Here is a 25,232-nt window from a genome sequence, read left to right on the forward strand (position 1 = left end):
CGTAAACCCTCGCCCAATGCGAGGGTGTCGCAAAAGTTAACCCTTATCAGTTAAGCTCTGGGTTAATATTCCAAACGAGACCTTCTATGACTCAATTCCTACGGCAACTGACACCTTCCGTTCATACCGGGCGTCAGTTTGTCACCGCTCAGCACCTAACTGTACTGGAAGGAACTCTTTCCCTCCATGACTATTTGAAGCAAGTGGGGGAACGCACGGCATTTATTGTCTCCGATATCCTTGATGAGCAGGATTGGGCCCCTTTCGAACGCGATTACGCCTCATCCGGTAGAGCGCCGTATTCCCCACGTTCCATGATGGGCATTCTGCTTTATGGGATCATGAAAGGGATCAGTTATCTCAGAGGACTTGAACGGCTGGCACGTCTGGATTTGGGATGTCTCTTTGTGAGTCATGGCATTACTCCTGATCACGCCAGCCTTGGACGTTTCATCTATCAACATCAATCCACGCTGACGGGCTCGTTTTTTGACGGGGGAGCTTCATCCGTATTACATCACAGTCAATCCGGTGTTTCATGTCTGGCGGGGGATGGAACCGTGATAGAAGCGGCGTGTTCTCACTATCATCTCCTGACTCAGGAAGCGATTTTGCGAGAAAAAAAAGCGTTAACTACCGCCCCCGCCAATCCCCAAAAAGCAGATAAAATCAGGCGACTGGAACAGTCTGCCGCCGTCTTACAAATCCGACAAGAAAATCGTGAAAAAAACGGTAAAGACGCCAGCCAGTGACGTATCAACCCGATAGAGCCAGAAGCGATGATCCAGCGGCTCAAGCGGAGACGGGGATTTTCCAGTGCGTATAAACCTTCCGTTTTGGTCAATGAGGCCCGTATCATTGTTGCTCAGACAGTCGATCCTGCCAGTGAAACACGGGTTATCGCGGATTTATTGGCTCAACATTATCAGCTATCTGGGTGTCACCCCAAAACCCTCTTACTGGATGCGGGTTATTTTCATGACGAGGTGATTGCTGAGACTCAAAAACATCAAATTCTGTTGTTCTGTCCTGACGGCAATGAGCGCCAGAGCCAAAGAAAAATCTACCCAAAATCGCGGTTTATTTATCATGCAGAGAAAGACCTTTATCTCTGCCCGGCCAATGACAAGTTACGTCTTGTGAGTACAGTAAAACCGTCTGAAAAGAGCCGTGGGCATCGGGTTTATACGGGAGCAAATTGTGCCAATTGCCTGAAAAAAGAAAAATGTACGCAGGCGAAAAAGGGCAGAAAAATTAAACGTTACCCGGAAGATAACGCGCGGGATAAACTGCGTTCACGTATGACCAAACCGGAGTCAAAACGGATATTGAGTCAACGAAAGGTCATGGTAGAACCGGTATTTTCTGCCTTACGAGGTATCCCGGGGTTGGAGCGTTTTCGGCGCAGAGGTTTATCGGCAGTCAGAGTGGAATTTACCTTGCACGCCATAGCGTATAACTTATCAAGGGCCGTTGCCCTGATATTATGGGTTATTTTTAGCCTGTCACGGGTTGTCAGTCCCAATAACAGGCAATAAATCTCTGTGGGTTTATTGTCAATGCCGGCCTTTTGCGACACCCTCAATGCGGGCGGGGATATAAGGCGAAAAGCCCGTAGGGCTTTAAAGATCAATCAGGCGTTGTCTGGCTTTGAACATAGGCTCTGAGCGTTTCAATCGTTGCTCCTCCGGTGCTACAGACAAAGTATGATCTTGACCATAAAAGCCCCGTTTTACTCTGCATCCGTAAATGCGTGTTTTGCTGGCGCAGCAGACGCGACGACACGGATTTCAGATTGTTGACCATCACACTGACAGCAAGTTTTGGCGGATAGGCAACCAGCAGATGCACATGGTCTGGTTCTCCGTCCATCTCAATAATTTCACATTCGAGTTTTGCGGCAGCAGAAGCAAAAGCATGCCGCAACTGTTCTATCATGCGTCCATCAAACAGTCTACGGCGGTATTTTGTCGTAAAAATCAGATGCACAACAAGTTTGCTGACACTATGCCGTTTACGGAGAAACCCCTCCAGTAAATCATCGTGATTACTCAATTGATATATTCCACTAACCTGTTAAAATAAAAGTATTATATCAATGAGCGCTGACTATGTTAAGAGCCACGAAAGTACGCATTTATCCGACACCGGAACAGGCTGAGTTTCTCAATGCCCAGTTCGGTGCAGTTCGTTTTGCGTACAACAAAGCTCTGCACATCAAAAAACAAGCTTACCAGCGCCACGGTGTCAGTTTAAGCCCCCGTAAAGATCTGAAACCGCTGTTGGCAGTCGCGAAAAAATCCCGTAAATATGCATGGCTCAAAGAGTATGATTCCATCGCATTACAGCAGGCGGTCATTAATCTTGATGTGGCTTTTTCCAATTTTTTTAATCCGAAACTGAAAGCGCGTTTTCCGGCATTTAAAAGTAAGCATGGAAAGCAATCAAGCTATCATTGCGTTGGGGTTAAAGTGCTTGATAGCGCGATCAAGATCCCGAAAGTTTCACCGATTGAAGCGCGTTTACATCGTGAAATTACGGGCACATTGAAAAGTATCACGCTGAGCCGCAGCGCAACGGGGAAATATTATGCTTCAATACTCTGCGATGACGGGACAGAAGCGCCAGCGAAACCAACATTGATATCAAATGTTACGGGTCTTGATATGGGACTATCGCACTACGCCATTAAATCGAATGGTGACAAAACCCCGAATCCCCGCCATCTCATCAATGCCAGCCGCAACCTGCGACGTAAACAGAAAGCGTTGTCCCGTAAGAAAAAGGGTAGTGCGAACCGTCGTAAAGCCCGTATACAGCTTGCGGGTGTGCATGAACGGGTAGCCAATACCCGTGCTGATTTCCAGCATAAACTCTCCCGCAAAATTATTGACGAAAGCCAAGCGGTAATTGTGGAGACACTGAAAGCAGCAAATATGATGAAAAATCACCATCTGGCACGTGCTATCGGCGATGCCGGATGGTCTGGGTTCATCACAAAACTGGAATACAAGGCCGCAGAGAAAGGTGTGCATCTGGTGAAACTGGATCAATGGTTTGCCAGTTCAAAAACCTGTCACTGTTGTGGTCACAAAATGCCGGAAATGCCGTTAAATAAGCGAATCTGGCAATGTCCAGAATGCGGAGTTGAACATGACCGCGATATCAACGCGGCAATCAACATCGAACGCAAGGGCATACTGGAATTATGTGCGGCGGGACTCGTCGTGCAATCTGCCCATGGAGGCCAGCGTAAATCCGTCATACAGACGGTTGCGGCCTAGGAAGTGGGAAGCCTCGCCCAGCAGTCACGCTAGGAAGGATATCAACATACCTTACACGCTGCATAAATTAATGGTAATGTGTGACGCAATTACGTGTTCCACTGGAGGTTCCATGATCGATCTGTATTATGCTCCAACGCCAAACGGCCATAAAATCACCCTCTTCCTGGAAGAAGCTGGTCTTCCCTATCATATTCACCGAATTGATATTGGCGCCGGGGATCAATTCAAACCTGAATTTCTTGCCATTTCGCCGAATAATAAGATTCCCGCCATCGTTGATCAGCAACCCGTCGATGGGGGTAAACCTATCGCCATTTTCGAATCTGGCGCCATTCTTACTTATCTGGCAGAAAAAACGGGTAAGTTACTCAGCAAAGATATGCGTGAGCGTATTCAAAGCCTGCAATGGCTGTTTTGGCAGGTCGGCGGCTTTGGCCCAATGCTAGGACAAAATCACCATTTTAGTCACTTCGCGCCGGAGAAAGTCCCTTACGCGATTAATCGTTATCAGGAAGAGACAAAGCGCTTGTATCAAGTCCTAAATACTCAATTGGAAAAAACACTCTATCTGGGCGGTCAGGAATACAGTATTGCTGATATCTCAACTTATCCGTGGGTTCGTGCCTATGAACGTCAGAATATTGATCTGAACGATTATCCGGCAGTGAAAAAATGGTTTGACGTTATCAGCCAACGCCCCGCCACTCAAATTGCCTATAGCAAAGCCTAATACCTGTCTGCGGGGTAACTATTTCCCCGCAAAACTTGATCCGGCTGACAGATAGCTATATCTTTAACCACCAGCCCTTATATCTCTGCTATATGCTATAGTTTTTATATCAACAACAGTTCTTATATCAACAATTTAGGTTATAGGAGTGGTTATGCGTATTTTAATCACTGGCGGAACAGGTTTGATTGGTAGCCGTCTGGTTTGCCAACTTCTTTCTCTATCCCATTCCATTACTATTCTAAGCCGCTCACCTCAAAAAGTTTATTCTCTATTCAGCAATCAAGCTGAATGCTGGACCAGCCTGAAAGATAAAACCGATCTCAACGATTTTGATGCCGTAATCAATCTTGCTGGCGAACCCATAGCAAACAAGCTATGGACTTCAACGCAAAAAGAGAAGCTGTGCCAGAGTCGCTGGACATTAACAGAGCAACTCAGCAAGCTGATTAATGCCAGCCAGACACCACCGGAAGTCTTTATTTCCGGCTCTGCGGTAGGCTATTACGGGGATCAGAATCAAACAGTTGTCACAGAGCATGAGCCGCCTCATGATGAATTTACTCATCAGCTATGTAAGCAGTGGGAACAACTTGCATTACAGGCAGCCAGTGATAAAACTCGGGTTTGTCTTTTACGTACTGGTGTTGTACTGGCAAAAAACGGCGGAGCACTGAAAAAAATGCTTCCCCTGTTCCGTCTTGGGCTTGGCGGCCCTATGGGGAGCGGGAAACAGTATCTGCCCTGGATTCATATTGACGATATGGTGAATGGCATCTATTACCTGTTAATGACGCCTGATTTGAGCGGTCCTTTTAATATGACCGCCCCTTATCCAGTACATAATGATCAATTTGCTGCAACACTGGGAGAAGTATTGCACCGCCCTGCCATTATTCGAACACCTGCTTTTGTGCTGAAATTACTGATGGGAGAAGCTTCAGCGCTGGTACTAGGCGGGCAACAGGCCATACCGCATAACTTGGAACAAGCAGGTTTTGGCTTCCGCTATTTTCAGCTAAAAGAGGCATTTGAAGACTTACTAAATGCTAAATCTCAACGCTTTTAGCCCCTTGCCAGCGGGTAAATAGATCATGAGGCAACTCGATATCAAACTGATCAAGCACTCGGTTAACTGTCTGGTCAATAATATCCTGAATCTGTTGAGGCTGATGATAAAATGCAGGCACAGGCGGCATAATCACCGCGCCAATTTCCGCCGCTTGAGTCATCAGCCTGAGATGCCCCAAATGTAACGGCGTTTCTCTCACCCCAAGCACTAACTTACGACTTTCTTTTAATACAACATCTGCCGCTCTGGTCACTAATCCATCAGTATAGCTGTGAACAATACCTGAAAGGGTTTTTATTGAGCATGGCAGAATGACCATGCCCGAAGTTTTGAATGAACCTGAAGAGATGGCAGCGGCAATATCTCTGTTGTCATACACAACATCAGCCAGCGCCTGCACATCTCGTAAACTATAATCTGTTTCAAGCGCCAGTGTCTGGCGGGCGGAACGACTGATAACCAGATGTGTCTCTATTCCTTCAACTGGTTGTAAAACTTGCAGTAGCCTTACGCCATAAATAGCCCCGCTTGCTCCTGTAAGCCCTACTATCAATCTTTTCATTTTTTCCTCATCAAACACCGAACAGCTATTTAAACCCGAAGGCCATCAACCTTCATTATAGATATCCAGGTTTTCGATTTCATTCTGATTATTCAGCTTTACTTCATCATCTTTACGCAAATTCTCCAGATAATAGAGATAAGTCTGATCAACGTCTTTGGTAACATAAACACCATTGAATACTGAACACTCAAACCCATCAACATCCGGGTTTTCTTCACGAACAGCGTCGATCAGATCGGTTAAATCCTGAAATATCAATGCATCTGCACCAATAAGCTGACGAATTTCATCCACTTCACGCCCATGAGCAATCAGTTCATTTGCATTGGGCATATCAATGCCATAGACATTCGGGAAACGCACTTCCGGTGCTGCCGAAGCAAGATAAACTCTCTTCGCGCCCGCTTCACGAGCCATATCAACAATCTGTTCTGACGTTGTACCACGTACGATAGAATCATCCACCAATAGCACATTCTTATCACGGAATTCCGCGCGATTGGCATTCAGTTTACGGCGGACTGATTTCCGGCGTTCCTGTTGCCCAGGCATGATAAATGTTCGGCCAACATAACGGTTTTTCACAAATCCCTGACGATAGGGCTTACCGAGTATGCGGGCAATTTCTAGCGCGACATCACAAGATGTTTCGGGGATTGGAATCACCACATCAATATGCAAATCTTCCCATTCACGGGCAATTTTCGCCCCCAGTTTATGTCCCATCCGTATGCGGGAGTTATAAACCGAAATTTTATCAATAAAAGAATCTGGGCGAGCTAAATAGACAAATTCGAATAAACAAGGAGTCAGAGAAGGATTTTCAGCACATTGACGAGTAAATAGCTGACCTTGTTCAGTAATATAAACTGCTTCACCTGATGCGACATCCCGCAGGAATTCAAAGCCTAGCGTATCCAATGCAACGCTTTCAGAAGCAACCATATATTCATTACGGCCATCATCCAAGGTACGCTTGCCTAAAACCAACGGACGAATACCATGCGGATCACGGAAAGCCACTAATCCATGACCAATAATCATCGCAATGCAGGCATAAGCGCCACTCACCTGTTTATGCAGTGCCGCTACCGCCGCAAAAATATTATCAGGCTCCAATGGATAATGCTGGAAGCAATCCAGTTCACTAGCAAAAACATTAAGCAAAATCTCAGAATCTGACGTGGTATTCACATGACGACGGGCATTCTCAAACAGCTTTTTCTTCAACTCATGAGCATTTGTCAAATTACCATTGTGTGTCAGTGTAATACCAAATGGAGAGTTCACATAAAACGGTTGAGCTTCCGATGCACTGGAACTGCCCGCTGTCGGGTAGCGAACATGACCAATCCCAATTGTTCCCTGTAAACGCAGCATATGCCGGGCTTCAAACACGTCTCTCACTAAGCCATTGGCCTTGCGTAAACGAAACCCATTGTTACCATCAATAGTGGCAATGCCCGCAGCATCTTGCCCACGGTGCTGAAGCACCGTCAACGCATCATAAATCGACTGGTTAACCGGTGTAAAACCGACGATACCAACAATACCGCACATGTAGTTTTTCCTCATCAGCCAAACGGAGAGGTATATTTCTCCGGCAAGAAACTTGACGCATTTTGCAGGTAGTCAAAGAACCACCTAATGATATGACTGAACTGTGGGATCAATTGTGACTGTTTCCAATCTTCACTTCGAGCCAATGGTGTAAATGTATCCAGAAAAAACAGAATAGCCGCGACAATCAGTACACCACGCAATGCCCCAAAGCAGACCCCCAGTACTCGATCAGTACCTGACAATCCAGTCCGTTGCACAAGAGAACCTATCACATAGTTCACCATAGAACCGACAATCAAAGTAGCAATAAACAGCAGCGCAATAGCGATCCCGTTACGCACCAATTCATCTTCAAAACGGGTGAAATAGACCGCTAAGTAAGTATAAAAATGGCTTGCCACAAAGAAAGCACATCCCCAAGTAACCAGCGATAATGCCTCACGAATAAACCCACGAATCAGGCTAACTAATGCCGAGAAGCCAATAATGGCGATAATAACGTAATCAATCCAAACCATGTTTTAATTCCAAAATAGACACCTCGGCATCCGTTTCAAGTGCATTCTAACAGAAAACGAAAACGTTTGCGTAGCAAGATTTCCTATCCCACTGAAAATAATTGGGCGGCGAATTTGAATAATCATCACCGCAATCACTTAAGATTTACTTCTTCATGAACACTTACTTCTTCATGATAGTTGCCCTATTCTTCACATAGGCATCACTCACTTTTATTACAGTTTGCAACTATTACAATCTATAACCATTACGGCCGGTAACTCCTTACCTGCCCTTGTAATCCAGTCAAACTTTTCAATTCTGATAATGCCGAGTCAAGTTGTTGCTTAGAGGCATTCGGACCAACATATATTCTGGTTAATTGACCCTGAACCGGAGATGAAGGAACCGTATAAACCTGATAACCAGACAAACGTAGTCTGGCAACAATTTCATCTACCTTTCCGGCATTTTTTAAAGCACCCAGTTGTACGATATAAGCCTGCCCTTGCGGGGCGGTTTCAACCGGTTTAACTTCAGGTTTCGGCTCTGGCTTAATGTCTGGTTTAGGTTTAAGCGCCGGGGCTGGCGGCTTAGTCTCTGGTTTTGGTTCAAACTTAATCTGTGGTTGAGGCTTCACTTCTGGCTGAACAGCAGGAGGGACTATCGGCGTGGGTTGAGGAATAGTAACCGATGGGATTTCCGGCTGCTCCAGTGTTTCTGGCTGCAATGCCTCTGTCTCATCTTCCAGAGGCACTGATAATATTGGTGGATTAAGAGGAGGTATAGATTCAATTTCCTGCTCGTCCCCTGGCTTTGGAACCAGGGGAATTGATGCAAATTTATCTTCGTTATATTTCTTGTTGCCGTCTAGCAACGCAGGCAGCACAATGACACCCAATGCTACCAAGACAATTGTTCCAACCAAACGATTCTGAAATCTACTTGCCACTTCCCTTCTCCCTGTCCAGAGCCTCCATGACATGCGCTACTGTGTGGAATGAACCACAAACGACAACAATATCTTGCTCATCAGCATCAGCCATCGCCTGATGCCAGGCACTTTCCACATCAGTAAATAGCCGTGGCTGTTCAAGATACTGCGCCAATGTCTGTGCATCGGCACCACGAAATTCAGTCAACGGAGCGCAATACCACTCATTTATTTGCTGTGACAGGCAAGTCAGTGTACCAGCAATGTCTTTATCACCTAACATACCCACGACACCAAGGATTTTGCTACCCGGTTGACGAGGCAATTGAGCCAGTTTCTGTACCAGATAAGCCGCCGCATGGGGATTATGCGCCACGTCCAAGATCAACAGTGGATTTTCACGAACTACCTGAAAACGCCCCGGCAACTGTGCATTTTGCAACCCTTGATGGATGGCGCTCTCATTAATAGCCCGGCTGACTTTATCATCTTGTCGTAACAGGCAACAAATAACTCCCATTGCCGTTGCGGCATTCATCAGAGGAATATTTGGCAAAGGTAGATTGCTAAATAGCTTATCATCAGATTGCCAGCGCCAGTTTTTATCCTGTTGAGAGAAACGCCAATCAACGCCACAGCGGAACAACTTGGCGCCTAATTCGTCCGCAACTTCCGCAACAGAAGATGGCATATCCGGCTCACCCACTACGGCAAAATGATCTTTACGGAAAATCCCCGCTTTTTCACGACCAATATGCTCGCGGTCCGACCCCAACCAATCAATATGATCAATTGCAATGCTGGTAATAGCGGCAATATCGGCATCTACAATATTTGTCGCATCCAACCGCCCACCTAAGCCTACTTCTAAGATGACCACATCCAGACAAGCTTGTTTAAACAGTTGCAAAGCCGCCAATGTGCCATATTCAAAATAAGTTAGTGAAATATCGCCGCGACGAGATTCAATATCCGCAAATACACGGCAGAATTCCTGTTCAGGTAACTCTTTCCCCTGAATACGCACTCTTTCGGTATAACGTACAAGATGCGGAGAGCTGTAAACACCCACTCTCAGCCCGGACGCCAACAAAATAGATTCTATCGTGCAACAGGTGGTTCCTTTGCCATTAGTCCCGGATACAGTTATCACCTTAGGCGCAGGATTAACCAATTCTAACGTTTGGGCAAGCTTCCCCACACGCTCAAGCCCCATATCAATGGCCTTAGCGTGCAGGTTCCCAAGATAGGAAAGCCACGTCATCAATGGCGACGTGGCTTGAGGAATTTGTAAAGTGTCAGACATCTTCTTTATTGGTGTTTATTTGAATATCCGCCTCGACATCAGCGGGTTCTGCCACAAATTCAGCAACAATTGGCTTAGTACCTGGCTGCGACTGATGAGTGAGTTTAGAAAGTAAACTGGCAAGTGTGTCACGCATTTCAGGACGACGAACAATCATGTCAATCGCCCCCTTTTCCAGCAAAAACTCACTACGCTGGAAACCAGACGGTAATTTTTCACGAACCGTCTGCTCAATAACTCGTGGCCCGGCAAAACCAATCAATGCCTTTGGTTCAGCAATATTGATATCACCCAACATCGCCAGACTTGCTGAAACACCGCCCATTGTCGGATCGGTCATGACAGAAATATAAGGCAAACCACGTTCTTGCATTTTTGCTAAAGCAGCACTAGTTTTCGCCATCTGCATCAATGACATCAATGCCTCTTGCATACGAGCGCCGCCACTGGCAGAAAAACAAATCAGAGGACAATTGTCTGCCAACGCTTGTTCTACGGCACGGACAAAACGGGCTCCAACAACCGAAGCCATAGAACCACCCATAAATGCAAATTCAAAAGCAGCAGCAACAACCGGCATACCACTCAGAGTGCCTTTCATCACGATCAGGGCATCTTTCTCTTGGGTTTGTTTCTGCGCCGCTGATATACGATCTTTATACTTTTTGGAATCGCGGAATTTAAGAATATCTTTTGGCTCTAATTCCCCCCCTAATTCCGTCGTTGCTCCTTCATCAAGGAATGTAGCCAATCGGGTACGCGCCGAAATACGCATGTGATGATCACATTTAGGGCAAACCTCAAGATTGCGCTCTAACTCAGCACGGTAGAGCACCTGACTGCAACTATCACATTTAGTCCAAACCCCTTCTGGGATGTTCGCTTTACGAGTTTGGGTAATGTTGCTTTTATTAAGAATTTTTTCAATCCAGCTCATTGAATGATCTTTCCGTCTGAATCTGGCTTATGCCAGTTTTGTTATTTGTGTGCCATTAAACCACAATGCTATTACAGTGTGGATAAAAAACTGCTCAAACCTGTTACCGGTTATCACTATTCTGCTTCATCACCGCACGACGATGACGCCAAATTTCAATCACTCCGGGCAGGATTGAGATAAAGATGATAGCGACAATCAACAGTTTCAAATTCTGTTGTACCATTGGCATATCACCGAATATATAACCAGAATAGGTGAATAACAGTACCCAAACTAGTGCGCCAATCACGTTATAAGCAGCAAAACGACGATAAGACATTTTCCCCATACCTGCAACAAATGGTGCAAATGTTCTGATAATCGGCACAAATCGCGCCAAAATAATTGCCTTCCCACCATGTTTTTCATAAAACTCATGTGTTTTATCTAAATAACTGCGGCGGAAAATTTTTGAATTTGGATTAATAAATAACCTTTCGCCAAAAATGCGACCAATAGCATAGTTCACAGCATCGCCAATAACAGCCGCAATAATCATCAATACCACCATGAGATGTACATTCAGATCATTTGAGTCCAAAGCCGCTAAAGCACCGGCGACAAATAACAGTGAATCTCCCGGCAGAAACGGCGTAATCACTAATCCTGTTTCACAAAATAAAATCAGAAACAGAATGCCATACACCCAATGACCATATCGTGCGACCAGTTCGGCTAAATGAATGTCAATATGGAGAATGAAATCAATAATAAATTTAGCAAAATCAACAAAATGAGTCAGAAATTCCATCATATTCCCCGCTATGCCAAAACATCCGTGTCGGCAACTAACAAATGTTAAATCAGATCATCTGCCAAAAACAGAGGCCCCATAGCAGCGCCAGGCAAATCAAATTGCGCCGGATAATCAACAGCAACCAAATACAACCCTGCCGCTTTTGCCGTCGCAGCGGCTTTCGTCCGGTCTTTTAAAACAAGCAACTGGGCCATCCAGTTAATATCCTGATTCCCACAACCAATTTCCATCAGGCTACCGGCAATATTACGCACCATATGATGTACAAAAGCATTGGCTTTAATATCTATAACGACATAATGCCCATAACGGCTGACATTAATATGCATCACATTACGCCAAGGTGTTTTAGATTGGCATTGCACTGCACGGAAAGAGGTAAAATCATTTTCCCCTAACAAACATTGCGCTGCCTGATGCATTCGCTTTTCATCCAATGAATAGTGAAAATGAGTCACGCCATTAGCCAACACTGCCGGGCGATAACGATGATTAAAAATAATGTAACGATATCGCCGGGCAGTTGCGCTAAAACGGGCATGGAAACTCTCATCCACGGTTTTTACCCAACGAACAGCAATATCCGGCGGTAAGTGTACGTTGACACCCATTGTCCATGCGGCATCCTTGCGCTGAACAGCCGTTTCAAAATGCACAACTTGCCCTGTTGCATGTACCCCAGCATCGGTCCGACCAGCACAAAATACCGATACAGGTTCATCGGCGACTTTTGATAATGCTTCTTCAAGGCATCCTTGAACACTTTTCACTTCTTGCTGACGTTGCCAACCATAATATCGGCTGCCATCGTACTCAATGCCCAATGCAATTTTCATTTTTGAACCTGGCACAGATTCTGTTTGTTCTGTACCAAACATCAGTAAAATTGCTCCTGAATCAGTTTTTCCGCTGTCTCAACAGCCATTAATGCACCACCAAATCGGATGTTGTCGGCCACAGACCAGAATTGTAATACTTCCGGCATACCATAATCATGGCGCAGACAACCAATACTCAGCGCATCATTACCTGATGCTTCTGTCACCGGCGTCGGATAATCGCCTTCATCTGCAACGTTAATATCAACCATCCGCTCCAATTCTTCTCGAGCTTCTTCCACTCCGACCGGACGCAAGGTTTCCAAATGAACGACCTGAGCATTACCATAAAAAACAGAAGACTGAACGCAACTCACTGAAATGGGTAATCCCTCATCCTGTAAAACTTTGCGTATTTGATCCACAAGACGACGCTCTTCACTCACAGAACCCTCAACATCTGTTGGCAACGGTAAAAGATTAAATGCCAGTTGTTTACTGAAACGGCCTGGCTCCGGTGGGATGCCGTTAAGTAAACGTGCGCTCTGCCCGGCTAATTCATCAACCGCCGCTTTGCCATGAACAGAAACAGAGAACAGATTAGTCAAATGCAAACGTGCAATTCCAGCAGCATCCACCAGCGGTTTAATAGCTGTCAGTACCTGACTGGTCATATTATCCGCCAAAGCGATAATATTACGGTTGCGATAATCCGCCAATGCATGAGGGTTAACACCCGGAACAACTAAAGGTACATCCGGTTCCATAGCAAACAACCCACTGCTATCAATCACCAGACAACCTTCTTCTGTCGCTTTTTCAACATATCGTGCTGTGGCTTCTAATCCAGCAACGAAAAAAGCGAGTTGTACCTGTGACCAGTCAAAATCAGCAGCATCACCAACAACAAAATTTTTACCATTAAAACGCAGGCTTTCACCGGCACTGCGCTCACTGGCGAGAGGATACAATTCACCAACGGGAAACTGACGCTCTTGTAATAACGCCAATATCGCTTCACCTACTGCCCCTGTCGCACCCAACAGGGCAATATTCCAACCTTCTGACATGTTGGTTTTCTCCATCTATATTTCTGACATGCAGATATATTTCTGCACGAATTAAATCAGTTCTGTGCTGAAACCAAGAGCGGCTAACAATTCAGCACTCTCTCTGTTATCACAACATACAGTCAGGGATGACCATTCCCGGCGTTCTAAATAGTTTTTGCGCAGATAATCAAATTGCCCTTTTTGACCGGCCACTTGCCGTAATGGCATATCATCGCGGCGCACATCATACACTAAATGCATCAACCGCTTCAGTGTGCTTTGAGTCACATTGCCATGCAGGGTAACCCGGCTGAAATCCGGTTCCGGCAATAGATCAGATAAAGCCACTTTGCGAGGGTGGCCGAGGAATCCGCAGTAAGCTTCAAATACCTGTGTAGTACCACGCGCTTTACCTTCGAGGGTATAACCTGCGATATGTGGTGTACCAATATCAACTAATTCCAATAATGGCAGGGATAAGTCAGGCTCCGGCTCCCAAACATCCAGAACAACACGAAGTTTCTTGCCATGTTCCAACACGCCAAGCAGAGCCTGATTATCAACAACCTCACCGCGGCTGGCGTTAATCAATATGCGATTATCTGGCAAAGCTGACAATAATTCAGCATCCACTAAATGGTGGGTTTTATATGGACCCGATGTATTCAATGGCGTGTGGAATGTCAGAATATCTGCCTCTTTAACCAGTTTCTCCAACGGCCAAAAGCCACCAACATCCCCTCTGGCAGCTCTTGGTGGATCACATAAAAGTGTCCGCACACCAAGAACAGCTAACCGTTCCGCCAGTCTACTGCCGACATTACCGACACCAATAATTCCGACAACTTTATCTTTAAGCTCAAAACTATCACGTTCAGCCAGCAACATTAATGCAGAGAAAACGTATTCAACCACAGCAATGGCATTACATCCCGGCGCCGCTGAAAACCCAATTCCTGCCTGCGATAACCACGACTGATCCACATGGTCAGTCCCTGCGGTAGCCGTACCGATAAATTTTATCGTGCTGCCTTTCAGCAGTTCTTCATCAATCTTAGTCACCGAGCGAACCATAAATGCGTCCGCATTATCTAGTATACCTTTCGGCACCGGACGCCCCGGAATAGCTTGCACATCCCCCAATGGCTGAAATAGTTGTTCAGCATAAGGCATATTTTCATCAACCAGAATCTTCACTTAATTCCATCCTGTGGCGTAAAACGGACGTAGCTAACTATTCTGCCATTTAATCATAACAAAACCCATAATAACGGTTTCTTTTATTATTAACTTTTCCTGAAACGGTCCGGTGTCGTACCCGCCAATTGCTGAAACACCGCGATAAAAGCAGAAGATGAGCTATAACCCACATCAAAAGCGACTTCATTCACTGTTTTCCCTTGTTCCAATAAGGAAATAGCATGCAAAAACCGTAACCGTTGCCGCCACTCACGAAATGACATTCCCAATTCTTGTTGGCAACGCCGTGACAACGTACGTTCCGAGGTATAACACCGTTTTGCCCATTGTGCTAATGATCTATTATCAGCCGGATTATGTTCAAGTTCCTGTAATATCGGCGCCAAAAGTTTATCTTTAGATGAAGGCAGATAGGTATATTGCACAGGAGATTGGACCAATTGATCAATCAGCACCTGAGCTAACCGCAAATCCTGCTCTGTTTCCGGTACCTTCAAGCCACGTTCAAAACAATCAGCCATAATGATATTGGATATCGGACTCAGCCGGATAATACAAGGTTGCTCTGGTAATAATTTTCCCCACTGAGGAGAGATATCTATTGCCCTAAATCGCATGGCCTTTTTGCTATAACCCGAATGTTCTATTCCTTCCGGTATCCAGACACAAAATTGTGGTGGAGCCAAAAAATGTTGTTCCCCAACATTCATTGCCATTACGCCACAAACGACATAAATAAGCTGCCCAAATGAATGGACATGACGTAAACATTCTGTATTCGCACTGAATAATTCGTTACGAAAAGAGATACTCGCAGGAATAGCCATGACATCTACAGGTTCATTCAGCTTTTCTGTCATATTGTCTTAATTGCCTTATCTATTGTCTGATTATCGTTATATATAATAAACCAGACACCTTTAGACTGAACCTTCATTTTTATCTCAATGCGATTTACTTATATGAATATGATTTTTCCACTTCTGGCAGTCTTGATTTGGTCAATTAATGCTGTTGTGAGTAAAGCCTCTGCCACCGTTATTGATCCGGCGGCAATCTCTTTTTACCGCTGGTTCCTTGCTTTTCTCACATTAACCCCCTTTGTTGTATTACCTGTCATTCGCCAATGGAAAACAATCTGCCAACACTGGTGGAAACTTTTAATACTTAGCTCACTTGGTATGGTGCTTTATCAAAGCCTGGCTTATTACGCGGCACACAGCGTCAGCGCAACATTTATGGGAATTCTTAATTCACTTATTCCTCTTTTAACTGTCGTTATCAGTATATTTGTTTTACGTGTTATCCCCACTGTCGGTATTGCTCTCGGTACTGTTTTATCCCTGTTTGGTTTAATCTGGTTGGTTAGCGCCGGTGATCCTATGTCATTGCTGCAACACGGTTTAGGTCACGGAGAATTGATGATGTTGATTGCTTCCATCTCCTATGCACTCTATGGCGTATTAACCAAACGTTGGTCTATTCCATTACCCAACTGGCAATCCCTGTATGTACAAATCGCTTTTGGCGTCCTGTTATTACTGCCCAATTTTTTGTTAACAAAAGATGTTCAACTAAACACCAACAATATTTCGTTAGTCCTATTCGCTGGCATTCCGGCCTCAATTCTCGCTCCCTACTTATGGATACAAGGTGTTATAAAGCTTGGCGCTAATACTGCTTCCATATTTATGAATCTGGCCCCGGTATTTACCGCAATTATCGCTATTCTGGTTCTACATGAAGAGATGCACAGTTACCATTTGATTGGCGGCGGTATAACGTTATTGGGCGTTATGCTGGCACAGCAACTACGTACTCCTCTTATTGGACGTAAGACAGGAAAATCTCAGGATGTTAATCATCAGAAAGCTTAAAAGGGATTCTTACCAATAAGCCTCCTAGCATTTCGCTAGGCAATAATTGGGGGTGAGCGCCATGATAAATACTGATGTCTTTGACCAGGGCTAATCCCAGCCCTGCCCCTTCATGCCCCGCTGCATTATCAAGACGATTAAAAGCCATTAGAGACAAATTAACTTCTTCTTTAGCAATCCCCGGCCCACTATCATCCACTTCCAAATAACAGTATGCCTTACAAGCGCTGAGAATCACTCTAGCCGTAACAATGCCACCTTCCGGCGTATATTTAATCGCATTGTCCAATAAGTTCGCACACATTTCTGTCAGTAATACAGGTTCCCCCTTAATCCATTGAGCATTTTCTCCTTCATAACCCAAATCAATATGCTTACTTTCAGCCTGTTGCAAACGAGAAAAACACGCCTGTTGCAACAATTCAACTAAATTGACCGGCCTATAATCCCGAACAGCTTCCTTTTCATGCGCTTTCAAACGAGAGAGCTGTAATAAACGATCCGTCAGAGAGATAGTGTTATCCAATGTACTATTAATGGCCTGTAAGCTTTCTTTCCATTGCATGGGATCTTCGCTGGCAAGCGCTACCGCTACTTGAGTTTTTAATACCGTTAATGGTGTTCTAAGTTGATGAGAAGCATCCGCGCTGAACCTCTCCTGTCGGTTCACCATCAGTTTCAGTCGCTCTATATAACGATTAAATGCATATAATAACAGGGAAAGTTCTGACCAAGGCAACATATCCGGTAATGGAGTGAGATCATTAGCGGGACGACGGACCATGACGCCAGAAAGTTTATGCAATGGTTTAAGTAACTGTTTCAACAGAAAGTAAGCCAGAATCAGAGTCAACCCAACCACTGTTCCTTGACTCATCAAAGATGATATTAATAATTGTTGCGCAAGATAATGGCGGGAAGCCACTGTTTCGGCAACCAGTATCAACGCCATTCCCATCATCCCTCCTTCATTAATCGGCTGATAAAGGGCGGCAACCCTAATAGGATGGCCGTGATATTCAGCATCATAGAAATAAACCAAAGCGGTGTATAAATTGGAGCGAAGCGTATCTTTAGGTATTAAAGGCAAATCATCATAACCAGAAATGGTTTTCCCTTCAGGAGATAATACTTGATAGAACAATCTATCATTCATATTTCGCTCAAAACTATCCAAAACGACATAAGGTACATCGACAATCAATTGATTATTCTGAACAGCCAGCCGTTCTGCGACAGTTCGAGCAGATGCCAATAAGGTCCGGTCATAAGCCAACGTAGCCGCATTCTCTGCGCTACAATAATGGGTGCAAACCGATAAACAACCCAACAAAAATAGCGGAACGCCAAAAAACAAGAGTAATTGGTGAAACAATGAGTTCGGTACTTTAAACCATCTCATCTTTCTGGCACTCCAGACGATAACCTAATCCCCGTAATGTACTTATTCCCACATTACTGCCTGACAATTTTTTCCGAATCCGGTGTACATAAAGTTCAATACTTTGTGGGTTTGCTTCATCTAACAGTGCAAATACCTGTTCAAACAGCTGTTGTTTAGAAACAGGTCTCCCTCGACGATGGAACAATGTTGTCAAAACCGAAAGTTCCCGTGGCGTCAAAGCCAATGGCTCATCGTTCAGAATAAAGTAACCATCATCCTGATAAACAAGGGAACCGAATGTCAGCGTCTCCTGTAGCACATTTGCACTACGCCGAAGTAATGCCCGGATACGTGCCTCCAATTCCTGTAAATCAAAAGGTTTCGTTAGATAATCATCAGCACCAGAATTAAGCCCTTTCACTCGCTCAGAAACATCAGCCTTTGCCGTTAATAATAATACCGGCAAATTTTGTCCACGTTTACGCAAACGAACCAATAATGAAAGGCCATCCAGCCTCGGCAAAGAAACATCTAAAATCAACAACGCATAGTTTTCTGTCTGCAATAATTGATCAGCGATGATGCCATCACTCGCAACATCTACAGCAAACCCCGCACTACTCAGGGCTTTTTGCAGCCAGTGCAATAATTCAGGGTGGTCTTCCACCAAAAGTAAGCGCATATTTTAAATATCTAATCGACCAATATAAATATAATTACAAGCATAACTATATTTTCAGTTTATATCGCCACACCTATCTTTCTGAAAAATAGTCAGACACTGACTCAACTCCATTTGAGCGCCAAAATATCGCGCTATCAATAACAGGATATTCTGTCATACCGAATCAAGTAATAGATTTCTATTACCGCTTCCATTTACTCAGATATTGCCATAAGCACAGGGGTAAAATCAAAACGTTCATCCAATGCAGACGCCACAGAGACATTAGACAAAGTGAGTTTTATTTCACTGCCTACTTTTAAACTAAAATTCGATATCACAATCGGCTCCTTATCATTAAGAAACACAGATAAACCCTTCATTTTTAAAATCTTATCTGTGTCATTCTTAATATTAATTGAGATTTTGATTTTTGATGCTATTGAATTATTTAGCTGGTTAATTTTCTTCTTCATCTCTTTTGGTATGCTTATCGCTAAGATATCTGCGCCATTACCGTAAAGGTGAATACCCTGAGTAGAACCAGCCACACTTGAATTCCCTACAGTGATGGGAACTTTAAAGTGAGCAAGTGAATCCATATTTTTTCTAAAACATTCCACATATTCCACGCCGGCAAAAATAGCCGGTACTTTTTCCTGAGCCTCTAACAGAGATTTTGATGGCTGTCTGGAATCTTTATAATCACCACATGCACTGACTTCAACCAACAAGTCAGATGTTACCATTTTAACCTGTTCAGATAATAGCTGGTTAACGGATACCGAGGTGTCAAGTTCTGTTTTACATCCTGTCAAAGCAAGAGCCATAACACTAGCCATAACACTACAAAGAATCAATTTTTTCATCATTTCCTCAATTCAGATTTCCGCAAGATAAAGCCTGATTATATTCAATAAATTCTCCGTTTAATTTAACAGATTGCACAAATAAAGAATTACCGTTTACATGATCCCCTCTTAGACGAATGTAAAATTCTCGCAAACAAAACAGTACAACCTCAAAACTACGAGAAACTTACAACAAACCAAAACAAAAAAGAAAGCCTGTAGCTATTTGTTAGCTCATTAATGCGAAACACTACGCAAATTTAAGAGATTAAAATCACATATCAACAACTTTTCTTGTTAATGAAAGGTAAATGAAAGGTTTTGTTATTACTAATTGGGTCAACCAAGTTTGGTTGTAGTGGTATATCTTACACGGGTATTGATGAGAGTAAACAAATGAAAGCTATAACGATCAAGATATTAGCGGCAACCGCTTTACTATTTGGCACAAGCAGTGTTTTTGCCGCCAGTGCGCCTGGCAGGACCGAATGCATTGCCCCTGCAAAACCGGGTGGCGGGTTTGACCTGACCTGCAAACTGATCCAAGTTTCATTACTGGATACGAAAGAGATCAGCAAACCTATGCGCGTCACCTTTATGCCCGGTGGTGTTGGCGCTGTCGCTTACAATGCTATCGTCGCACAACGACCTGCTGAAGCGGGAACCATTGTCGCCTTCTCCGGCGGCTCTCTGCTCAATTTATCTCAGGGGAAATTTGGTCGCTATAACGTTAATGATGTGCGTTGGCTGGCAAGTGTTGGTACTGATTATGGAATGATCGCTGTCCGTGCCGATTCACCTTACCGTACCCTGAACGATCTGATGAATGCTTTCAAGGATAATCCTAATAACATTGTATTTGGCGCCGGAGCCTCCATTGGCAGTCAGGACTGGATGAAAACCGCACTGCTGGCAAAAGAAGTTGGTATTGATCCTCACAAGATGCGTTATGTCGCCTTTGAAGGGGGTGGTGAACCTGTCACCGCTCTGCTGGGTAATCATATTCAGGCGGTTTCTGGTGATCTGAGCGAGATGGTCCCTTACCTGAATGGAGACAAAATCCGGGTCTTAGCTGTTTATGCAGATAAACGACTAGATGGCGATTTAGCCAATATTCCTACGGCCAAAGAGCAAGGCTATGACTTGGTATGGCCGATTATTCGCGGATTTTACATGGGCCCAAAAGTTTCTGACGAAGAGTACCAATGGTGGGTTGATACTTTTAATAAACTACAACAAACAGATGCTTTTAAAAAACAGCGTGATATCCGTGGGTTGTTCGAATTCAACATGACCGGCAAAGAGTTGGACAACTATGTGAAAAAACAGGTTGAACAATATCGTGAACAAGCCAGAGCTTTTGGCTTAGCCAAATAACAGAGTCATCATTATGAGCGATCGTATCTTTGCTGCTATCTGGCTAGTGCTCTGTGCCATTGGGATGGTTATTGGTTGGGGCATTCAGAGCGAATACACTTATGAACCTTTGGGACCTAGACCTTTCCCAATGATCATTCTGTCTCTGATGGCGCTCTGTGCCTTACTACTGCTTTTCAAAAAACCAGAACAGAGCAATTGGCCTAGCGCCCCCGTTATCCGTCGCCTAATGTTGTTGATTATCTCTTTGGTTATCTATGGCTGGGCATTTGAGTGGCTGGGGTTCCCTCTCGCTACAGCGCTGCTGACATTCAGTGTCGCACTGTTGTTTAACGCAACATTGCCTGCCGCAATCATTTCCGGGGTGTTCCTTGGCGTCACGCTCTATTTCGCCTTTGACCGCTTACTTGACGTAACCCTGCCTCTCGGTAGCTGGCTCAACTGACGGAGAACTTATGGAAACGTGGATGTATCTTAGCCAAGGTTTTGAAGTTGCAATGGTGCCGCAAAACCTGATTATTGCTTTAATTGGCTGTTTTGTCGGCACGATTGTTGGGTTGTTGCCGGGGCTTGGGCCGATTAATGGTGTTGCGATTCTACTGCCACTGGCTTTCGCTTTAAAGCTGCCTGCTGAATCTGCCCTGATTTTATTGGCAACCGTTTATATCGGTTGTGAGTATGGTGGGCGTATATCATCGATTCTGCTGAATGTTCCTGGTGACGCCGCTGCCATTATGACCGCACTAGACGGTTATCCGATGGCCAAACAGGGTCGTGCGGGTGTGGCGCTGTCTATTTCCGCGGTGAGTTCTTTTTGTGGTTCTTTGCTGGCAATTTTCGGCATTATTTTATTTGCTCCATTACTGGCGCAGTGGTCACTAGCTTTCGGCCCTGCTGAATATTTTGCACTTATGGTTTTTGCTATTGCTTGTCTGGGTAGCATGATGAGCCAGAATCCGCTGAAATCACTATTAGCAGCATTAATAGGATTGAGTCTGGCAACTGTCGGAGTAGACGCCAACACCGGGGTTTATCGTTTTACTTTCGACAGTGTTCATCTATCAGATGGTATACAGTTTATTGTTGTGGTAATAGGTCTGTTTTCTGTCAGCGAAATTCTGCTGATGTTAGAGAACACCTCAACCGGCAAAACCATTATTCGCAAAACAGGCCGCCTGCTGTTCAATCGCAAGGAAGCGGCTGAATGCGCCATACCAACGCTTAGATCATCCTTTATCGGTTTCTTTGTCGGTATTTTGCCTGGCGCAGGAGCGACAATTGCCAGCGCAATTACCTATATGACTGAAAAGAAGCTCAGTGGGAATAGCGATTCATTTGGTAAAGGTGATATTCGCGGCGTAGCAGCACCAGAAGCAGCTAATAATGCCTCGGCCTGCGGCTCCTTTATTCCAATGCTAACATTAGGAGTGCCAGGTTCAGGTACCACTGCCGTCATGATGGGGGCATTAACGCTCTATAACATTACGCCTGGGCCGGGAATGTTTACTGAGCAACCGGATATTGTCTGGGGGTTAATTGCGGCTTTATTAATTGCCAATGTTATTCTGCTGATTATGAATATCCCAATGATAGGTCTGTTTACACGGATGCTCACTATTCCACTCTGGTTTCTTGTTCCAGCTATTGCTACTGTTTCAGCGGTTGGTGTATATGCCATACATAGCACGACGTTTGATCTTCTATTGATGGTAGGGTTGGGCGTTTTCGGTTATATTCTGAGGAAAATGAATTTCCCGATGTCGCCATTAATCCTCGGTTTTGTATTAGGAGAAATGCTGGAACAAAACTTACGTCGCGCACTTTCTATTAGCAACGGAGAATTTGGCATTCTGTGGAGTAGTGCAATTGCTCAGAGTTTATTGATACTGGCAACTCTGGTTTTGGTTATTCCACCAATATTACGAATTGTCCGTAAGCGCCGTATTCAGCAAGTAGCTACTGAAAATAAATCATAATTAATAAAAAGCCCATAATATTAAAAAATCATAATTATCATAAAGATATTATGGGCTTTTCTATCACAACAAGAATATATTTCCGTATTCACATTATATTTCAGACAAAATCAACACTAAGCAAAATAGGTTTGAATTTACTTTATATAAACGAATATACCTTATGGATTTCAAGGTGCATCGCGACGGCAAGGGAGTGAATCCCCGGGAGCATAGCAAACTATGTTACCGGGGTGAGCGAGCGCAGCCAACAAAGAGGCAACTTGAAAGATGACGGGTATAAACAAGATACAAACAACACGCAGAAACGGGACTATACACAAAGGTGACCCGCTATACGCGGTCACCTAAGATGTATCAAATAATAACCATTTTTGGTCCGAAATAATCTGTGATGGGGGATATCAACCTAAATACTTGCTCATCACCAAAGAAGCATTAGTGCCACCGAAACCAAAACTATTGGACATCACCGTATTCAACTTTTGCTCAGTAGGTTTAGTGATGATATTCATGCCCGCCGCTTTATCATCAAGATCTTCAATGTTAATACTCGGTGCAATAAAATCATGCTCTAACATCAGTAGGCTATAAATCGCTTCGTGTACACCGGCAGCACCCAGTGAATGACCAGTCATCGCTTTTGTTGCAGAAATTGCCGGTGTTGTATCACCAAAGACTTTCCTGATCGCTTCCAACTCTTTCAAATCACCCGCAGGAGTAGAAGTACCGTGCGTATTCACATAATCGATGGAACCTTTCATACCTTGCAATGCCATATTCATACAACGAACCGCACCTTCGCCAGATGGAACAACCATATCTGCGCCATCCGATGTTGCACCATAACCAACAATTTCAGCGTATATGTGTGCGCCACGTGCCAGTGCATGCTCTAATTCTTCCACAACAACAATACCGCCGCCGCCAGCAATAACAAAACCATCACGGTTTTTATCATAAGTGCGGGACGATTTTTCTGGCGTTTCGTTGTATTTGGTTGAAAGTGCGCCCATTGCATCAAATTCACAGCTCATTTCCCAGCACAGCTCTTCACCACCACCGGCAAAAACAATATCCTGTTTTCCTAACTGAATAAGTTCAGCCGCATGACCAATGCAATGAGCAGAAGTAGAACAGGCAGAACTGATAGAATAATTTACCCCTTTGATTTTAAAAGGAGTTGCAAGGCAAGCTGACACACCGGAAGCCATTGCGCGGGTTACCATATAAGGCCCCACACCGCGTAAACCACGAGCGCGCATACCATCAGCACTCGCAACCTGGTTATATGGAGAACCACCACCAGAACCCACTACCAATCCGCTACGAATATTGGAAACCTGATCATCAGTCAGGCCAGAATCTTTAATTGCTTCATCCATCGCCAGATAAGCATAAACAGAGGCATCGCTCATGAAACGCTGAATTTTTCGGTCTATTAACCCGGTGGTATCCAGTTTTACATTCCCCCAGACATGGCTTCTCATTCCTATCTCTTTGAATTTCTCAGAAAAAGTTATCCCGGAGCGACCTTCTTTCAGAGATGCCAGTACTTCTTTCTGATTATTACCAATGCTGGAAACAATACCCAAGCCAGTGATCACTACACGCTTCATCAAATACCTCATTAAATGTGTTTATCCGCGGGATTTCTATCTATGCTATGTAGCACTTTAGCGTACACTTGTACGCTGAACAAGTCCGATCAGGATAAAATTACGAAGAAAAATTCATCTCTCTAAAAACCCCAATATGTTTTCTCGTTAAAATAACTGTTAATTTTCATAGAATACAGTAAAAAACATTCGGGCTTTAATAGACAAAAATAAATTTCAGATAGGAATTATTTTGGTGAACAATAAAATCATAAAATACTTTTAATTTCCATCAAAAATTTAGACTAAGGATAATAATATCAATGAAATATATATAAATTTATCAAGCATTCGAATAATGATTAGCAGGCTTATATTTATATATAAGTTGATATACTTGTTATTTTTATTAAGTTTATTGCTAATTGGAAATAAATTTAATAACTGGGAATAATAAGGGTGAATAAAATTTTTATGAAATGAATCAATCCCTATGTTATATTACTGACTGAATTAGGTAAAATACTTAAACTTACAGCAACAAATGTTTTAGAACAGAAAATTTTCCGACTTTATCAACCGATAAAGCCATTATTCACACAAAAAGTGATGGTAATTATGCTATGTCATATGCAAATGGTCGGTTCATTGTAAGACCTAAATAACTTTACCCAATAATCCTAATGGGGGTTAATAATGAGAGGACTTGGTTACCTTCTGCTAAGCGTTGGTATCATATGGATT

25 protein-coding genes are annotated in these 25,232 nt (G+C 44.0%); 9 read left to right on the forward strand and 16 right to left on the reverse strand.

Annotated elements, in window-relative coordinates; all coding sequences use genetic code 11:
• The first annotated feature begins 86 nt into the window (after nt 1-86).
• Entirely contained in the window at nt 87-752 is a 666-nt protein-coding gene (locus tag B0X70_RS25305; protein ID WP_246593321.1) for a transposase, read from the forward strand.
• Nucleotides 753-779: 27 nt separating this feature from the next.
• Nucleotides 780-1,538 (forward strand): transposase, encoded by a 759-nt coding sequence (locus tag B0X70_RS16115; RefSeq protein WP_217469808.1) that lies wholly within the window; start codon nt 780-782, stop codon nt 1,536-1,538.
• Between the two features lie 91 nt (nt 1,539-1,629).
• On the opposite strand, the gene tnpA is transcribed toward B0X70_RS16115, so the two are convergent.
• Nucleotides 1,630-2,055 (reverse strand): IS200/IS605 family transposase, encoded by a 426-nt coding sequence (gene tnpA / locus B0X70_RS16120; RefSeq protein ID WP_036813960.1) that lies wholly within the window; start codon nt 2,053-2,055, stop codon nt 1,630-1,632.
• A 56-nt stretch (nt 2,056-2,111) separates the two neighbouring features.
• Here tnpA and B0X70_RS16125 point away from each other — a divergent pair, with 56 nt between their 5' ends.
• From B0X70_RS16125 to B0X70_RS16135, 3 genes are all read left to right on the forward strand, one after another.
• Entirely contained in the window at nt 2,112-3,284 is a 1,173-nt protein-coding gene (locus B0X70_RS16125) for an RNA-guided endonuclease InsQ/TnpB family protein (RefSeq protein WP_217469809.1), read from the forward strand.
• Between the two features lie 112 nt (nt 3,285-3,396).
• Entirely contained in the window at nt 3,397-4,017 is a 621-nt protein-coding gene (gene yfcG / locus B0X70_RS16130; RefSeq protein WP_217469810.1) for a GSH-dependent disulfide bond oxidoreductase, read from the forward strand.
• Between the two features lie 154 nt (nt 4,018-4,171).
• Nucleotides 4,172-5,086 carry a TIGR01777 family oxidoreductase gene (locus B0X70_RS16135; RefSeq protein ID WP_036813968.1) on the forward strand — a complete coding sequence of 305 codons (915 nt, stop codon included), beginning with the start codon at nt 4,172-4,174 and terminating at the stop codon, nt 5,084-5,086.
• Here B0X70_RS16135 and B0X70_RS16140 read toward each other — a convergent pair.
• The 11 genes from B0X70_RS16140 to B0X70_RS16190 form a co-directional block, all read right to left on the reverse strand.
• Complete coding sequence (locus B0X70_RS16140) at nt 5,067-5,651, reverse strand: UbiX family flavin prenyltransferase (RefSeq protein ID WP_046396071.1); 585 nt, start codon at nt 5,649-5,651, stop codon at nt 5,067-5,069. The two genes, B0X70_RS16135 and B0X70_RS16140, sit on opposite strands and share 20 nt — an antisense overlap.
• Nucleotides 5,652-5,696: 45 nt before the next feature.
• Complete coding sequence (purF, locus tag B0X70_RS16145) at nt 5,697-7,214, reverse strand: amidophosphoribosyltransferase (protein WP_036778785.1); 1,518 nt, start codon at nt 7,212-7,214, stop codon at nt 5,697-5,699.
• A 14-nt stretch (nt 7,215-7,228) separates the two neighbouring features.
• Nucleotides 7,229-7,735: a colicin V production protein gene (cvpA, locus tag B0X70_RS16150; RefSeq protein WP_036813971.1), complete on the reverse strand. Its 507-nt coding sequence runs from the start codon at nt 7,733-7,735 to the stop codon at nt 7,229-7,231.
• Nucleotides 7,736-7,983: 248 nt separating this feature from the next.
• Nucleotides 7,984-8,667 (reverse strand): cell division protein DedD, encoded by a 684-nt coding sequence (gene dedD / locus B0X70_RS16155; RefSeq protein WP_217469811.1) that lies wholly within the window; start codon nt 8,665-8,667, stop codon nt 7,984-7,986.
• On the reverse strand, nt 8,657-9,955 hold the full coding sequence (folC, locus tag B0X70_RS16160) for a bifunctional tetrahydrofolate synthase/dihydrofolate synthase (RefSeq protein WP_217469812.1): 1,299 nt from the start codon (nt 9,953-9,955) through the stop codon (nt 8,657-8,659). The genes dedD and folC overlap by 11 nt, the downstream gene beginning before the upstream one ends.
• Complete coding sequence (gene accD / locus B0X70_RS16165) at nt 9,948-10,892, reverse strand: acetyl-CoA carboxylase, carboxyltransferase subunit beta (RefSeq protein WP_036778776.1); 945 nt, start codon at nt 10,890-10,892, stop codon at nt 9,948-9,950. Before accD ends, folC begins: the two co-directional genes overlap by 8 nt.
• 103 nt (nt 10,893-10,995) lie before the next feature.
• A complete protein-coding gene (locus B0X70_RS16170; protein WP_065390338.1) occupies nt 10,996-11,685 on the reverse strand; it encodes a DedA family protein in 690 nt (229 codons plus the stop codon).
• A 47-nt stretch (nt 11,686-11,732) separates the two neighbouring features.
• Nucleotides 11,733-12,527 (reverse strand): tRNA pseudouridine(38-40) synthase TruA, encoded by a 795-nt coding sequence (gene truA, locus B0X70_RS16175; RefSeq protein ID WP_181147867.1) that lies wholly within the window; start codon nt 12,525-12,527, stop codon nt 11,733-11,735.
• Between the two features lie 41 nt (nt 12,528-12,568).
• A complete protein-coding gene (locus B0X70_RS16180) occupies nt 12,569-13,579 on the reverse strand; it encodes an aspartate-semialdehyde dehydrogenase (protein WP_036813979.1) in 1,011 nt (336 codons plus the stop codon).
• Nucleotides 13,580-13,630: 51 nt separating this feature from the next.
• Nucleotides 13,631-14,758: a 4-phosphoerythronate dehydrogenase PdxB gene (gene pdxB / locus B0X70_RS16185; RefSeq protein ID WP_217469813.1), complete on the reverse strand. Its 1,128-nt coding sequence runs from the start codon at nt 14,756-14,758 to the stop codon at nt 13,631-13,633.
• 89 nt (nt 14,759-14,847) lie between these two features.
• On the reverse strand, nt 14,848-15,621 hold the full coding sequence (locus B0X70_RS16190) for a helix-turn-helix domain-containing protein (protein ID WP_217469814.1): 774 nt from the start codon (nt 15,619-15,621) through the stop codon (nt 14,848-14,850).
• Nucleotides 15,622-15,723: 102 nt separating this feature from the next.
• Here B0X70_RS16190 and B0X70_RS16195 point away from each other — a divergent pair, with 102 nt between their 5' ends.
• On the forward strand, nt 15,724-16,638 hold the full coding sequence (locus B0X70_RS16195; protein ID WP_217469815.1) for a DMT family transporter: 915 nt from the start codon (nt 15,724-15,726) through the stop codon (nt 16,636-16,638).
• Here B0X70_RS16195 and B0X70_RS16200 read toward each other — a convergent pair.
• The 3 genes from B0X70_RS16200 to B0X70_RS16210 form a co-directional block, all read right to left on the reverse strand.
• Nucleotides 16,619-18,040: a sensor histidine kinase gene (locus B0X70_RS16200; RefSeq protein ID WP_217469816.1), complete on the reverse strand. Its 1,422-nt coding sequence runs from the start codon at nt 18,038-18,040 to the stop codon at nt 16,619-16,621. The two genes, B0X70_RS16195 and B0X70_RS16200, sit on opposite strands and share 20 nt — an antisense overlap.
• Nucleotides 18,027-18,704 (reverse strand): transcriptional regulator TctD, encoded by a 678-nt coding sequence (gene tctD / locus B0X70_RS16205; protein ID WP_036813992.1) that lies wholly within the window; start codon nt 18,702-18,704, stop codon nt 18,027-18,029. Before tctD ends, B0X70_RS16200 begins: the two co-directional genes overlap by 14 nt.
• A 197-nt stretch (nt 18,705-18,901) precedes the next feature.
• Nucleotides 18,902-19,558, reverse strand: coding sequence for a DUF7424 family protein (locus B0X70_RS16210; RefSeq protein WP_036813995.1), 657 nt, complete (start codon nt 19,556-19,558; stop codon nt 18,902-18,904).
• Between the two features lie 375 nt (nt 19,559-19,933).
• Between B0X70_RS16210 and B0X70_RS16215 the strand changes: the two genes are divergently transcribed.
• From B0X70_RS16215 to B0X70_RS16225, 3 genes are read left to right on the forward strand one after another with little or no spacing between them, the layout of a single operon-like run.
• Nucleotides 19,934-20,914 (forward strand): Bug family tripartite tricarboxylate transporter substrate binding protein, encoded by a 981-nt coding sequence (locus B0X70_RS16215; RefSeq protein WP_217469817.1) that lies wholly within the window; start codon nt 19,934-19,936, stop codon nt 20,912-20,914.
• Between the two features lie 13 nt (nt 20,915-20,927).
• A complete protein-coding gene (locus tag B0X70_RS16220) occupies nt 20,928-21,359 on the forward strand; it encodes a tripartite tricarboxylate transporter TctB family protein (protein WP_036778752.1) in 432 nt (143 codons plus the stop codon).
• 10 nt (nt 21,360-21,369) lie between these two features.
• A complete protein-coding gene (locus B0X70_RS16225) occupies nt 21,370-22,890 on the forward strand; it encodes a tripartite tricarboxylate transporter permease (RefSeq protein ID WP_040149683.1) in 1,521 nt (506 codons plus the stop codon).
• Nucleotides 22,891-23,294: 404 nt separating this feature from the next.
• Here B0X70_RS16225 and fabB read toward each other — a convergent pair whose 3' ends face one another.
• The gene (fabB, locus tag B0X70_RS16230; protein ID WP_217469818.1) at nt 23,295-24,509 is read right to left on the reverse strand and encodes a beta-ketoacyl-ACP synthase I; all 1,215 of its coding nucleotides are present in this window, start codon (nt 24,507-24,509) and stop codon (nt 23,295-23,297) included.
• Nucleotides 24,510-25,232 lie beyond the last annotated feature (723 nt).

It is taken from the genome of Photorhabdus akhurstii (assembly GCF_019090985.1).
GTDB classification, from domain to species: Bacteria; Pseudomonadota; Gammaproteobacteria; order Enterobacterales; family Enterobacteriaceae; genus Photorhabdus; species Photorhabdus akhurstii.